Annotated in this window: 13 protein-coding genes and 1 pseudogene; 10 read left to right on the forward strand and 4 right to left on the reverse strand. The window is 75.2% G+C overall.

Features of this window, described 5'->3' with window-relative positions; translation table 11 throughout:
- Nucleotides 1–1,281 carry an MFS transporter gene (locus GOBS_RS18495; protein WP_243697538.1) on the forward strand — a complete coding sequence of 427 codons (1,281 nt, stop codon included), beginning with the start codon at nucleotides 1–3 and terminating at the stop codon, nucleotides 1,279–1,281.
- On the opposite strand, the gene GOBS_RS18500 is transcribed toward GOBS_RS18495, so the two are convergent.
- On the reverse strand, nucleotides 1,253–2,467 hold the full coding sequence (locus tag GOBS_RS18500; RefSeq protein ID WP_012949798.1) for a CaiB/BaiF CoA transferase family protein: 1,215 nt from the start codon (nucleotides 2,465–2,467) through the stop codon (nucleotides 1,253–1,255). The genes GOBS_RS18495 and GOBS_RS18500 overlap by 29 nt on opposite strands.
- A gap of 338 nt (nucleotides 2,468–2,805) precedes the next feature.
- Here GOBS_RS18500 and GOBS_RS18505 point away from each other — a divergent pair, with 338 nt between their 5' ends.
- The 3 genes from GOBS_RS18505 to GOBS_RS18515 all read left to right on the forward strand — a co-directional run bounded on the left by GOBS_RS18505 (nucleotide 2,806) and on the right by GOBS_RS18515 (nucleotide 6,269).
- The gene (locus GOBS_RS18505) at nucleotides 2,806–4,710 is read left to right on the forward strand and encodes a S9 family peptidase (protein ID WP_012949799.1); all 1,905 of its coding nucleotides are present in this window, start codon (nucleotides 2,806–2,808) and stop codon (nucleotides 4,708–4,710) included.
- Nucleotides 4,711–4,771: 61 nt separating this feature from the next.
- Entirely contained in the window at nucleotides 4,772–5,194 is a 423-nt protein-coding gene (locus GOBS_RS18510) for a DUF1810 domain-containing protein (protein WP_012949800.1), read from the forward strand.
- A gap of 37 nt (nucleotides 5,195–5,231) precedes the next feature.
- Nucleotides 5,232–6,269, forward strand: a complete 1,038-nt coding sequence (locus GOBS_RS18515; RefSeq protein WP_012949801.1) for a glutathione S-transferase family protein — start codon at nucleotides 5,232–5,234, stop codon at nucleotides 6,267–6,269.
- A 207-nt stretch (nucleotides 6,270–6,476) separates the two neighbouring features.
- Here GOBS_RS18515 and GOBS_RS28285 read toward each other — a convergent pair whose 3' ends face one another.
- Both GOBS_RS28285 and GOBS_RS18525 read right to left on the reverse strand, forming a co-directional pair.
- Entirely contained in the window at nucleotides 6,477–7,133 is a 657-nt protein-coding gene (locus GOBS_RS28285; protein WP_243697539.1) for an excalibur calcium-binding domain-containing protein, read from the reverse strand.
- 388 nt (nucleotides 7,134–7,521) lie between these two features.
- The gene (locus GOBS_RS18525) at nucleotides 7,522–7,848 is read right to left on the reverse strand and encodes a hypothetical protein (protein ID WP_041241577.1); all 327 of its coding nucleotides are present in this window, start codon (nucleotides 7,846–7,848) and stop codon (nucleotides 7,522–7,524) included.
- 197 nt (nucleotides 7,849–8,045) lie between these two features.
- Here GOBS_RS18525 and GOBS_RS18530 point away from each other — a divergent pair, with 197 nt between their 5' ends.
- The 4 genes and pseudogenes from GOBS_RS18530 (at nucleotide 8,046) to GOBS_RS28290 (ending at nucleotide 10,765) form a co-directional block, all read left to right on the forward strand.
- Nucleotides 8,046–8,477, forward strand: coding sequence for a hypothetical protein (locus GOBS_RS18530; protein WP_012949804.1), 432 nt, complete (start codon nucleotides 8,046–8,048; stop codon nucleotides 8,475–8,477).
- A gap of 131 nt (nucleotides 8,478–8,608) precedes the next feature.
- A complete protein-coding gene (locus GOBS_RS18535; protein ID WP_012949805.1) occupies nucleotides 8,609–9,346 on the forward strand; it encodes a hypothetical protein in 738 nt (245 codons plus the stop codon).
- Nucleotides 9,347–9,702: 356 nt separating this feature from the next.
- Nucleotides 9,703–10,365, forward strand: a pseudogene (locus tag GOBS_RS29820) (pyridoxal-phosphate dependent enzyme); the annotation flags it as partial.
- Nucleotides 10,366–10,438: 73 nt separating this feature from the next.
- Nucleotides 10,439–10,765 (forward strand): PALP domain-containing protein, encoded by a 327-nt coding sequence (locus GOBS_RS28290; RefSeq protein ID WP_208104565.1) that lies wholly within the window; start codon nucleotides 10,439–10,441, stop codon nucleotides 10,763–10,765.
- 55 nt (nucleotides 10,766–10,820) lie between these two features.
- Here the strand turns inward: GOBS_RS28290 and GOBS_RS18545 are convergent, their stop codons facing one another.
- A complete protein-coding gene (locus GOBS_RS18545; protein ID WP_012949806.1) occupies nucleotides 10,821–11,561 on the reverse strand; it encodes an alanyl-tRNA editing protein in 741 nt (246 codons plus the stop codon).
- Between the two features lie 335 nt (nucleotides 11,562–11,896).
- On the opposite strand from GOBS_RS18545, the gene GOBS_RS18550 reads away from it, so the two are divergent.
- Nucleotides 11,897–12,517 (forward strand): hypothetical protein, encoded by a 621-nt coding sequence (locus GOBS_RS18550; protein ID WP_012949807.1) that lies wholly within the window; start codon nucleotides 11,897–11,899, stop codon nucleotides 12,515–12,517.
- Between the two features lie 59 nt (nucleotides 12,518–12,576).
- Entirely contained in the window at nucleotides 12,577–13,197 is a 621-nt protein-coding gene (locus GOBS_RS18555) for a hypothetical protein (RefSeq protein ID WP_012949808.1), read from the forward strand.
- Nucleotides 13,198–13,292 lie beyond the last annotated feature (95 nt).

Here is a 13,292-nt window from a genome sequence, read left to right on the forward strand (position 1 = left end):
GTGACGCCGACCGTGGGGGCGGGGCGGCGCCGGGACTTCCCGGGCTGGCGGATGGTGTGGGCGCTGGCCGGCACCGAGACCGTCGCCTACGGGGTGCTCTTCTACTCCTTCGCGGTGTTCCTCGTGCCGATGCAGCGCGACCTCGGCGCCGGCACCGCACAGCTGTCCGGCGCGCTCACCCTCGCCATGGCCGTCACCGGAGCGGCCGCCCCCGCCGTGGGCCGCTGGCTGGACCGGCACGGGGCGCGCTGGCTCATGACCGCGGGCAGCCTGCTCGGCGCGGCCTGCGTCGTCGGCTGGTCGCAGGTGCGCACCCTGCCGCAGCTGTACCTGGTGTTCACCGGCATCGGGCTGGCCTGCGCGGCGGTGCTCTACGAGCCGGCCTACGCGGTGATCAACACGTGGTTCCGCCGCGAGCGGCGGGCCGCGCTGCTGACCCTCACCGTGGTCGCCGGGTTCGCCTCGACCGTCTTCCTGCCCACCTCGCAGGCCCTCATCGACGGGCTCGGGTGGCGCAGCGCACTGCTGGTGCTCGCCGTGCCGGTCGCACTCTGCGCCGTGCCGCACGCGCTGCTGCTGCGGCGCGCCCCGGCCGACCTCGGCCTCGCCCCGGACGGCGACGCGGCGTCCCCCGGGCCTGCCGCGGAGCCCGGTCCCGGGCCGTCGGCGGTGCCGGACCCCCCCGCCGCCCCCGTCGACCCGTGGCGGGACCCCGCGGTGCGCCGGCTGACCCTGGCCACGGCGCTGGAGATGCTGGCCATCACCGCCGTCGCCGTGCACCTGGTCGCCCACCTGCTCGAGCGGGGTGCGCCCCCGCCGCTGGCCGCGGCGGCGGCCGGTGCCCTCGGCGCGATGTCGGTGGCCGGCCGGGTGGCGCTCACCGCGCTGGCCGGGCGGCTGGGCACCGGTCCGGTCAGCGCGTCGCTGCTCGCCGGTCAGGCGGTCGGCGTCGGGCTGCTGTTCGCCCTGCCCCAGCCGGTGTCGACGGTGCTGTTCGTGCTGCTGTTCGGAGCGGGGTTCGGCGTCATCCACATCGCCCGCCCGGCGCTGCTGGGCAGCTACGTGCCCGCCGCCGTCTTCGCGTCGGTCTCCGGCGGCCAGGCCCTGGCCGGGCAGCTGGGCCGGGTGGTCGCCCCGGTCGCGGCCGGCGCGTTGATCGGAGCGGCCGGGTACGGCGTCGCGTTCGGGGCGGTCGCGGCCTGCACGCTCGCCGCGGCCGCGCTCATCCTCTCCGCCGAGCGGGCCGCCGCGCTCACCCCGGAGCGGGCCGCTCCCCGCTGACCGGCCGGGCGGTGCCGGCGGCACGGACGGCGTCGTCGTCGAGGCCCAGCCGGCGCAGCGTCGCCTCGGTGTGCTGGCCCAGGGCGGGCGCGCCGGGGAGCGAGGGGGCGCCGCTGCGGCCGAAGGTCCACGGCAGCCGGGCGTGCACCAGCGTGCCCTCGGTCGGGTGCTCGACCTCCTCGAAGAACCCGACCGCGGCCAGGTGCTCGTCGTCGAAGAGGTCCTCGACGGTGTTCACCGGCATGGCCGGGATGTGCCGGTCGCGCAGCGTCGAGAGCCAGTGCGCCGTGGGACGGCGGGCGAGCTCGTCGTCGACCAGCCGGTAGAGCTCGTCGATCCGCCGGGTGCGGCCCCGGATGGTGGTCAGCTCCGGGTCGTCGGCGAGGTCGGGCCGGTCGACCAGCCGGAAGAACTCGCGCCAGTGCGCGTCGGTGTAGAGCAGCACCGCGATCACCCCGTCGGCGGTGCGGTGCGGGCGGCGGTAGGGCGACGCCGTCCGGGCGTACCCCGTGCCGCCCGTGCGGCCGGCGTACACCCGGCCGCCCTGCTGCTCCATGAGCAGGAAGCTCGCCATGGACTCGAACATCGGCACCTCGACCGCCTGCCCGCGGCCGGACACCGACCGCTCGTGCAGGGCGGCGAGGACGGCGGCCAGCGCCATGACGCCGACCGTCTTGTCGACCACCTGGGTGCGCACGTACTGCGGCTCCCCGGTGCCGCTCTGGACGGCGGCCAGCCCCGAGACGCCCTGGACGACGTCGTCGTAGGCCGGCTCGTCGCGGTACGGGCCGGCCGAGCCGTAGCCGACGGCAGCGCAGTGGACGACCCGCGGGTTGCGCGCCAGGACCGTCCCGGCGTCGATGCCGAGCCGGGCGGCGGCCCTCGGCCGCATGTTGTGCAGCACCACGTCGGCCTCGTCGACCAGCAGGTCGAGGGCCTCACGGCCGGCCGGCGTCGTCAGGTCCAGGACGACGGACTCCTTGCCCCGGTTGAAGGTGAGGAACGCCGGCCCCAGCCCGGAGCCGTGCTCGTCGCCGACGCCGCGGATGATGTCGCCCGCCGGCGGCTCGACCTTGACCACCCGCGCGCCCATCTGGGCCATGAGCACCGCGCAGTACGGGCCGAGGAAGGTCGAGGTGAGCTCCAGGACGGTCAGCCCCGCGAGCGGTCCGGGCGGCGGCGGCACGGGCACTCCCCTCCTGGGTGGGCGGCGGTGGACGCAGCGTGCCAGAGCGCGGCGAGGGCGATCCCACCGGGCGCGCGCGGGTGGGGGCGCGCCCCGCGCGCGCTTCGGGCGGTCACGCGTGCCTCACTGGGCACGAGAGTCCCGGTACTCCTCGTCCGGCGGGAACGTGGGCCGTACCGTGGACGCGGCGCCGGGCGACCCGGCGGCCGGACGGCGTGGTCTGCTCCGGCCGGGACCGGCGGAGCGCGTGCTGCGCGAGCCGGACGCCACGGACCGCGCGGGGGCTGTGCCAGCCTGCGCGTACGCCATGAGGCTGCAAAACAGGGAGGCCTGGCACGGTGACGACGTACCTGGACGCGGACCCGGCGGTCGTCGAGGACGCGATCGCGCTGGGCGACGCCCTCGTCGACGCCTGGGGCAGCTGGGGCCCGAACATGACGCCGGACGCCCGGCAGGTCGCCTTCATCAGCGACCGCTCCGGCATGCCCCAGCTCTACATCAAGGACGTCGTGCTCGACGGGCCGCGGCCCGCGGCGCGGCACGTCAAGCTCTCCGACGACCCGGTGGTCTCCGTGCGGTGGGCGGCCGACAGCGGCTGGCTCACCTGCGAGGTCGCCACCGACGGCGGGGTCCGGACGGCGGTGTGGGTGGTGCGTCCCGACGGCAGCGACGCCCGCCGGATCGCCGGCGACGCGACCACGCACGCCGAGCTCGGTCCCTGGACCCGCAGCGGGCACCGCTTCGTCGTCACCTTCCCCGGCGCCGCCGAGGGGGTGCCGACCCGCTGTTTCCTGGCCGACCCCGCGACCGGCCGGCTCGACCCGCTGGCGGAGGGCGAGCTGATCCGCGTGCTCGACGTGTCGCTGGAGGAGCGCTTCATCGTCATCCGCGACGGCGCGCGCGGACAGCAGTACGTCGTGGTCGTCGACCGGCTCACCGACGAGGCCCTCAGCGTGCTGCCCCAGGGCGCGACCGGCTCGACCGAGGTCGCGCTCATCCGGCCGGCTCCCGCTGAGCACGGCGGGCCGGTCTACGTGTACCTGGCCTCCGACGTGGGCCTGCCCCGGCGCCAGCTGATCGGCCTGCCGTTCGGCCCGAACGGGTGGCGCGGCGAGCCCCGCACGCTGGCCGCGCGGGACGACGCGGAGCTGGAGTTCATCGACGCCGACGACGCCGGCCGGCTGCTGCTGCTGGTGTGGAACGTCGCCGGGCGCAGCGAGCTGGAGCTCATGGACACCGCCACGGGCGGGCGGACGCCGATCTCCGGACTGCCCGGGCTGGTGGCCGCCGACCCGGTGCTCAGCCGCGACGGCTCAAGCGTGGTGCTCGGCGTGGAGGGCCCGACGCGTCCCCGCGAGCTCTGGCACCTGGACACCACGACGCACGCCTGGACCCGGGTCTCCTCCTCCCCTCCCCTGCCCGCGCGGCGGCTCGTCGTCCCGACGCCGGCGACCTTCGCAGGGCAGGACGGACTGCCGCTGACCGGCTGGCTGTACCGCGCGCCGAGCCGGCTGAAGGGGACCGGCCCGGCGGTGCTGTGGCTGCACGGCGGGCCCGAGGCACAGGAGCGGCCGACGTTCGACCCGGAGCACCAGGCGCTGGCCGCCGCCGGCATCACCGTGTTCGCGCCCAACATCCGCGGCTCGTCGGGGTTCGGCCGGGAGTTCGTGCACGCCGACGACCTGCACGGCCGCTACGACGCGTTCGCCGACGTGCTGGCCGCCGCGCAGCACCTGGTGGACACCGGTGTCGCCGACGCCGACCGCATAGCGGTGACCGGCCGCTCCTACGGCGGCTACCTGACCCTGGCCTCGCTCGCCTTCTCGCCCGGCGTCTTCGCGGCGGGAGTGGACGTCTGCGGCATGTCCGACCTGGTCACCTTCTACCGCGACACCGAACCGTGGATCGGCGCGGCCGCGGTGTCGAAGTACGGCCACCCCGAGCGGGACCGCGCGCTGCTGGAGGAGATCTCGCCGCTGCGGGCCGCCGGCGCCATCGACGTCCCGCTGCTGGTCGTCCACGGCGAGCACGACACCAACGTGCCGATCGGCGAGGCGCACCAGATCGTCCTGGCGCTGCGCGAGCAGGAGCGAACGGTGCAGTACCTGGAGCTCGAGGGCGAGGGCCACGACTTCCGTCGGGCCGACTCGCGCAAGCGGCTGCTCGGGACGATGGTGCGCTTCCTCGCCCGGGCGCTGTCCCGGTCACGCGAGGTCGACCCGGTGGGCGGCCGGGCCCCGTGAGCTCACCCAGCGGCACAGCAGCGCCGCGACCGCGACCGACGAGCGCCGGCGAGGAGGCGACGTGAGCGACCCCTTCGGCCTCGAGCGGTTCGTCGGGGCGCAGGACGGCGGGGTGTACGAGCAGGCGCTGCGCGAGCTGCGGGCCGGGGCCAAGCGCGGCCACTGGATGTGGTTCGTCTTCCCGCAGGTCGCGGGTCTGGGGCGCAGCTCGACCGCGCAGCACTACGCGCTCGCCGGCCTGGAGGAGGCGCGGGCGTACCTCGCGCACCCCGTGCTGGGGCCGCGGCTGGTGGAGTGCGCGCAGGCGCTGCTGGAGCTGTCCGGCCGCGACCCGGTCCGGGCGCTCGGGTCCGTGGACGCGGTGAAGCTGCGCTCGTCGATGACGCTGTTCGAGGCGGCCGCGCCCGACGAGCGGGTGTTCGCCGAGGTGCTGGAGCGCTGGTTCGACGGCCAGCGGGACGAGGCGACGACCACCCGGCTCTGACGAGCGGCCCGGCGCGACGTCGATCACGCTGGGCTTCGTGAGCGATGAGAACAGCGGGTCGGGCTACGTCACCTCCGGGGAGTTCGAGCGGGACACCGACTACATCCCCGACCGGATCACCGCCGACGGTTCCGGCGGGTGGCCGGTGGAGGCCGGGCGCTACCGGCTCGTCATCGCGCGGGCCTGCCCGTGGGCGAACCGGGCGGCCGTCGTGCGCCGGCTGCTCGGCCTGGAGGACGCGATCTCCATGGGCATGTGCGGGCCTACCCACGACGAGCGGTCCTGGACGTTCGACCTCGACCCCGGCGGCCGCGACCCGGTGCTGGGGTACGAGCGGCTGCAGGAGGCCTTCCTCGCCCGCTTCCCCGACTACGACCGCGGCATCACGGTGCCGGCGCTGGTCGACGTCCCCACCCGGCAGGTGGTCACCAACGACTTCCTGCAGATGACGCTGGACCTCTCCACCGAGTGGACGGCGTTCCACCGCGACGGCGCGCCCGACCTCTACCCCGGGAAGCTGCGCGACGAGATGGACGAGGTCATGCAGCGGGTCTACACCGAGGTCAACAACGGCGTGTACCGGTGCGGGTTCGCCGGCTCGCAGCGCTCCTACGACAGGGCGTACGACCGGCTGTGGACGGCGCTGGACTGGCTGGAGGAGCGGCTGTCCGGGCAGCGGTACCTGATGGGTGGGTCGATCACCGAGGCCGACGTCCGGCTGTTCACCACGCTGACCCGGTTCGACCCCGTCTACCACGGCCACTTCAAGGCCAACCGGCAGAAGCTGACCGAGATGCCGGTGCTGTGGGCCTACGCGCGCGACCTGTTCCAGACCCCCGGGTTCGGCGACACGATCGACTTCCCGCAGATCAAGGAGCACTACTACGTCGTCCACGCGGACATCAACCCGACCCAGGTCGTCCCGGTCGGTCCCGACACCTCGAACTGGCTGACCCCGCACGGGCGCGAGGAGCTGGGCGGCTCGCCGTTCGGCGACGGGACACCGCCCGGTCCGCCGCCGGAGGACGAGCGCGTGCCCGCCGACCACGGCCCCGGCGGCCTCGGCCACCGCTGAGCACCGGCGCGGCCCTGCACCGCGCCCGTCCGGCCGGCGCCGGGTGTCCTCGGCGGCGCTCGTGCTCTGCCCACACCGGTGGGCAGAGCACGAGCTCTCGTGGAGGAGGACCGCTGGGCCAGCAGGCCGTGGCGCGCTCACCGGGACGGGCCGGCCACCGGAGCTGCCGGTCCGGATGTCGTCCGGACCGGCCCCTCCTCCCGCCTCTTACTCGCAGCCGATCCCGTCGCCGTCGCGGTCGAGGTGGCGGCCGTAGCCCGGGTCACCGACACGGACCGGGGCTGCGCCGGCGTTTCGCGCCGCGGAGCAGTTGGCGTAGGAGGCGCTGACGGACACCTCCGGCTCGGGCTCGACGACCGCCGCGCTGCCGGCGCCGGACGACACGGACCCGGACGAGGACGACGAGGACGAGGACGACGAGATGCGGCTGCTGGCCGTCTGCTCAGCGGCGCGCAGCGCACCCTCCCGGGCGACGAGGTCCTGCTCCCGCTGGTCGAGCGCCGTCGCACGCTGGGTGATCGCCGCGGTCTGCTGCTCGATCTGGGTCTGCGCCGCCGCGGCCGCCTGTCGGACCTGCTCCTCGGCTGCGGCCACGTCGTCGCTCAGCTCGCTGGCCTGGTCCTGCGCGACCTCTAGGTCGTCCTGCAGGGCGATGTACTGCGGAGCGGCGGTCACGTCGGCCTGGTCGCCCGCCGCCCCGACACCGGTGCCGATCAGGAACGCCAGCAGCGGGATCGCCCACCGCAGCCACGTCCGCCGGCGCCCGGGAGGCTGCTCGGCAGGCGGCTGGACGGGCAGCTGCATCGTCTGCGTGGGCTGCTGCGCGGGCGGCGTCGGCCCTCGGAAGCCCCAGTTGGTCGGCATCATCGTCGTCCCCCGATTCGAGAAGTGCAGCGGCACCGTACGTGCGCGCAGGACCCCCCGGTGTGCCAGCTGGTCCAGACTGCGCCAGTTGGTGCGAGTGGTTCGGATGAGCCAGAGCGCGCGTCTCCCAGCAGGGCTCGTGCAGCTGCCTGCCGACGGTCGGTGGAGCGCCCGCCATCCCGTCGGCCGGTGACCGACGGCCGATGAGGACGACGCCTCCGCGGGCACGAGGTCGGGCTGCTGGTCGGGTGGAGTTACTGGTCACCGCGTGCCACGCGTGCCGGGCACCGTGGTAGTGGAAGACCTCACCCGGGCAGCGCTGCAGGTCGGGCGAGCTGACGTCCTGCCGCCCGTACCGCTCGCACTGGGGCACCACGCACCTGTCGGGTCAGCGGCTCTCCTCGATGACGAGCATGTAGCGACGCCGGTCGTCCTTGAACTCGGCGACGTCGAAGCTGGTGTGGTCGTCGGGCTCCTGCACCGTCTGCCGGAGGTACGGACGCACGCGCTGCCACAGCGCCTCCCGGTCGGCCGCGGCGACCTCCGTCGGCGCGTCCGGCCCGTAGAAGTGCAGGACCGGGACGTCGGGCGAACGCAGCAGGTGCTCCACCCGCTTCACCGGGGGTTCCCCGCCGCGGAGCCGCCAGGACGTGCCGTCGGCGTCCACCCACCGACCCGGGGAGATCGCGGACGGCCACGGGATCGCGTCGCCCACCGGCGAGGACCCGTCTGATGACGCCGGGGCCTGCCTCCGCTGCCTCGCCTGCTTGCCCATGCTCGCATCCTCCTCCGCGAGTGGCGTCGTCGGGCCCGGTAGCAGGATCGGGCGCGCGGTGACGCCGGTCGTGTGGGCGGGCGCCCTCCTGTGGACGGCAGACCCCACCGACGGTGGCCACGGCCAGGGTCCCGGGCATGACGACTCCCCCGCTCGCCCAGGTCCCCGTCCGCTCGGCTGCCGAGCTCACCCGGCGCTGGGCCGCCCTGCTCGACCCACCGGTCTTCGCCGCCCGCAGCCTCTGGCTGCTGTGGCTCACCGGCGACGGTCGCTCGCTGCCGCTGGTCGTCCCGGTCGACGACCTGCCGGCGGTCCCCGACCGGTTGACGCTGCGCGGGCTCGCCGACCTCCACGAGACGCTCACCGAGGACCTCGACGTCACGCACCTCGCGATGGCGCTCTGCCGCCCCGGGCACGCCGTGGTCAGCGCCGAGGACGACGCGTGGGCCGAGGGGCTGCACACCGTCCTCGACGACGCCGTCGCGAGCAGCTGGAGCCTGCACCTGGCCGCAGGTGGCCGGGTGGTCCCGGTCGTCGAGTCCCCGACGTGGCGGCCGCCGACCGGGTGAGGCGGGGGTCGAGGGCCGCCGGCGCACGACCGACCCGACCGGCGAGTCGTCCCCACGAACCGCGCGGCAGGCCACGCCGGCGCGGGTGCCTCGACGGCGCGGCGCGGCTCGGCGTCGAGCAGGCTGGGGAGGTGGCTGCCGGTCCGCCCCTGTCCCTGCCCAGCGTCGGGCCGGACCCGGTGCCCTGGGACACCGCGCTCGCGGCGGTGCTCGGGTACGCGCGGGGACGGCGGGCGCTGTGGTTCCGCTCCCCAGGTCACCCCGAGGGTCGATGGGTGCGGGTCCCGGCCTTCGGCTACGAGCGCTTCGACTGCCGCCCGCCGGTCGTCGGACCGCCGAGTGACGACGACGTCCTGATTGCCGAGGGGCTGCACGGCCGCCTCGACCCTGCGGGCTGGGCCGCGGTGCGCGCTGCGCTCGACGAGGCCGGCCCGCTAGCCGGCGCCATAGCCGTGCGGGCCGACGGACGGGCGTTCTGGGAGCTCCCGCCCGGGGAGCTGTCGGTGCTGGAGGAGCCGGGCACGGTCGGCGCCGGCCTGCGGGCGGTCGGCCGGCACGGGCCTGGGCGGCACCGGGACCACCTCGTCGCAGCGCTGCACCACCGGCGTCCGGACCTCGTGCCGCTGGTCGGCGGCACCACCCGCCGCTCGTTGCTCCCCCACGTCGAGGAGGGCGACAGCGGGCTCGAGGCGGTCGTGCACCGGGAGCTGCTGGCCAACGCCGAGGCGTTCGGCGCGCTCGAGACCGTGGCGTCCGGACTGCTGACCGCGACCGGGGGCGTCCCGCTCACCCGGCTGCGGCTGCACGACGTCCTGCTGTGGCTCAGCGGCGGCCTCCGGCTGGCGCACGCCGTCGCCCTCGGCAGGTAGATCCCGGAGTGGGCGGCGCCCCGGGCCTGACCGAGTCGAACGCGCCGTCGAGGACGGCGACGCCGACGGGTCCGTCCAGCTCCACGGCCGACCGCCGGCCCGCCTCCGGGTCACCAGTGGGGTCGAGCCGCGCCTCGCTGCCCCGGCCGGGTACGCGGCGTGACCGCGAGGTCGGGGCTGTCCGCTCGAGGTGGGGATGACCCCACCCCCGACCGTGGGCATGCCGGTCCGCTTCGGGGGCCGATCCGATCGTATCCAGCAGCCCCGCACCGGACTCTCCATACCGAGGAGTTGTCGCACCCCCACAGGCCGCGCGGGACACCGCAGTCCCGCGCCGACGAGATGAGTGCCTCATCGTGACCGTCATCTCCCTGCCCCACGAGTTCAACGAGCACGACCTGTTCATCGACCTCCGGTCGATCGTCGGGCACTCGCTGTTCCTCAAGGTCGAAGGGCTCAACTTCGCCGGGTCGGTCAAGCTCAAGGCCGCGAGCGGGATGGTGGCGGCCGCCGAACGCGAGGGCCGGCTGCGGCCGGGGTCGGTCATCGTCGAGTCCTCGTCGGGCAACCTCGGTGTCGCGCTGAGCATGATCGCGGCGAGCAAGGGCTACGGGTTCCTGTGCGTGACCGACCCCCGCTGCAACCTGCAGACCAGGCTGCTGATGGAGGCGCTCGGCGCCGAGGTGCACGTGGTCACCGAGGTGGCCGACCCGGCCCGCGGCCTCCTCGGTGCGCGGATGGACCACGTGAGGGCTCGGTGTGCCGCCGACCCCCGCTACGTGTGGCTCAACCAGTACGAGAACCAGCACAACTGGCAGGCGCACTACCGCCAGACCGCGCCGGCGATCGACCGGCAGTTCCCGAAACTGGACGTCCTGTTCGTCGGGGCCGGCACCACCGGAACCCTGATGGGCTGCGCCCGGTGGTTCCGCGAGCACCGCCCCTCGGTGCGCATCGTCGCCGTCGACCCGGCCGGCTCGGTGTCCTTCGGCGGTCCGGCGAGCCCGCGGATGATCCCGGGCCTGGGCATGGCCCGTCCGCCCGCCTCTGCTGGACGAGTCCTACGTCGACGAGGTGGTGGTGGAGGAGGAGGTGGACACCGTCCGCGCCTGCCACCGGCTGGCTCGGCGCGGCTTCCTGTTCGGTGGCTCGACCGGCACCGTGGTCAGCGGGGCGACGAAGTGGCTGGCCCGCCACCGGGGGAACGGCGGGCGCGAGCTCACCGCGGTCACCATCGCCCCGGACCTGGGCGAGCGGTACCTCGACACCGTGTACCAGCCCAACTGGGTGGCGGACGTCTACGGCGAGGACCTGCTGAGTTCTCTCGAGCACGACGTGGCCCCCGCCGCCGCGTCACCGCCGCCGATCCCCGTACCGCGGGTCCCCGTGCACGCCGCGGTGGGGTCGGAGGTGACCTGAGCACCACCCGGTCCCGGGCCGGGAGCTCGACCGCTCCCGGCCCGGGACCGGCACGTCAGACGACGCGGATGCGCAGCCGGCGGAACCCGCGGCCCTTGTTCTCCATCTTGACCACCTCGACCCGGCCGACCATCGCCGTCGAGGCCACGTGCGTGCCGCCGTCGGCCTGCAGGTCCAGGCCGACGATGTCGACGATGCGGACCTCCTCGATGTCGGGCGGCAGCAGGTCGGTCGCGGTCCGGATCAGGTCGGGGATCGCGTAGGCCTCCGCACGCGGCAGCGTCCGCACCTCGATGCGCCGGTCCGCGGCGATCTCGGCGTTGACCGCCTCTGCCACCCGGTCCTTGAAGTCGGCCGGCACCTCGGCCAGGTCGAAGTCCATGCGCGCGGTCAGCGGCTCCATGTTGCCGCCGGTGACCTTCGCGCCGAAGTCGCGCAGGACGACGCCGGTCAGCACGTGCAGGCCCGAGTGCGTCCGCATCAGCGCCGTCCGCCGCTCGTCGTCGAGCGCTCCGCGGACCGCCGTGCCCGGCGGCGGCACCGGGTCGCCCTCCACCGGTATCAGGTACAGCTCGTCGCCCTTGCGGGTGCCGGCGATGCGCGTGCGGACGCCGCCCCACAGCAGCACGCCCTCGTCCGGCGGCTGCCCGCCGCCGCCCGGGTAGAAGGCGCTGCGGTCGAGGACGACGCCCTGCTCGGGATCGGCCGCGACGACCGTCGCGTCCCACTCCCGGACGGTCGCGTCGGTCAGGTCGAGACGGTGGGTGTGCCCGTGGGAGTCGGCGGCAGTGGTCACCCCGGCATGCTGCCCGGGATGGCCGGACGGCGGCCACCGGCGGGCCGCCCCTCCTGTCGGACGGGACGACGAGGCGACCCGCGCCCTCCGGTGTGAGCGGCTCGGCCCCGGGCGTCGGCCGGGGGGACGGCGGCCACGAGCAGGGACTGCTGCCCGCCCGCGGGCCCCGGTGAGCGGGCTGCCGTCGGCTCCCGTCGCCGGCGCGGACCGTCGTCCCGGTGGCGGCGCACCGGGACATTGCCTGCCGGGCCGGGCGCGAGGACGCTGGGCGCCGCGGCGATGCCGCCGGAGCACCGCCGCCGGAGAACTCCAGCGCCCTGGAGAGGAGCGGTGACGTGTACGCACGCTCGACCACCATCCGCGGCAACCCGCGGTCCGTCGACCGCGGGACGGACTACGTCCGCGACGAGGTGATGCCCGCCGTCCGCGGCATGGACGGCTGCATCGGCCTGTCCATGCTCGCCGACCACGAGTCCGGGATGTGCATCGTGACGACGTCCTGGCGGGACCGGGAGGCGATGCAGGCCAGCGCCGAGGGGGTCCGTCCGCTGCGCGACCGGGCGAGGGAGGTCTTCGGCGGCGAGGTCGAGGTGCACGAGTGGGAGGTGTCGGCCATGCACCGCCGGCACGAGGCCCACCACGGCGCCTGCACCCGGGTGACCTGGCTGCGCGGCGCCCCCGACGACATGGAGCGCAGCATCGACGCCTTCCGCATGAGCCTGATGCCGCGGCTGGACGACCTCGCCGGCTTCTGCAGCGTCAGCCTCATGACCCACGCCGCGGAGGGCATGGCCGTCTCCGCGGTCACCTACGACAGCCGGGAGGACATGATCGAGACCCGCGAGCACGCCCGCGCGCTGCGCGACGAGTTCGTGCCGGCGCTCGGCCTGGCCGTCACCGACGTCCGGGAGTTCGACCTCGTCCTCGCCCACCTTCGGGTACCCGAGACCGCGTGAGCGCCGCAGAGCGGGCCGGGGTCGCCCCCGCCGGCCCCCGCGCAGAGAGGAGGCAGCCCGTGTACGCGCGCACCGTCACCGTCCACGGCAACCCGAAGGCGGTCGACGACGGCGTCGCCTTCCTGCGAGACAGGGTCATGCCGGCCGTCGAGGGCCTGCCCGGCTACGTGGGGCTGTCGATGCTCGCCGACCGTGACTCCGGCCGCTGCATCGCCACCACGTCGTGGGCCGACGAGGCCGCGATGTCCGCGACCGGCGAGCAGCTGCGGCCCCTGCGGGCCCGCTTCGCCCAGATCCTCGGCGGGCCGCCGGAGCTGCAGACGTGGGAGATCGCCGTCCTGCACCGGGTGCACGAGGCGCCGGACGGGGCCTGCACCCGGGTCACCTGGATGCGCACCGACCCCGACCGGGTAGAGCAGGTCCTCGACGCCTACCGGCTGAGCCTGCTGCCGCGGCTCGAGGAGGTGGACGGCTTCTGCAGCGCCAGCCTGCTCGTCGACCGCTGGGAGGGGCGGGGCGCCGGGTCGGTCACCTACGCCGACCGGGCGAGCCTGGAGCGCTCCCGCACCGACGCCACCGCCGTCAGAGAGGAGTTCGCCGCCGCGATGGGCGGCCGGATCCTCGAGGTCGCCGAGTTCGACCTGGTGCTCGCGCACCTGCGGGTGCCCGAGACCGCGTGAGGAAGGACCTCCCTGCCCCCACCGCTCACAGGCTCGCGGCGGGCCCCTGGTGACGTGCTGAACGGCCATCTTCAGGGGCCCGCGCCGAGCGTGCG

Origin of the sequence: Geodermatophilus obscurus DSM 43160, from assembly GCF_000025345.1 — a bacterium.
Classification (GTDB): domain Bacteria; phylum Actinomycetota; class Actinomycetes; order Mycobacteriales; family Geodermatophilaceae; genus Geodermatophilus; species Geodermatophilus obscurus.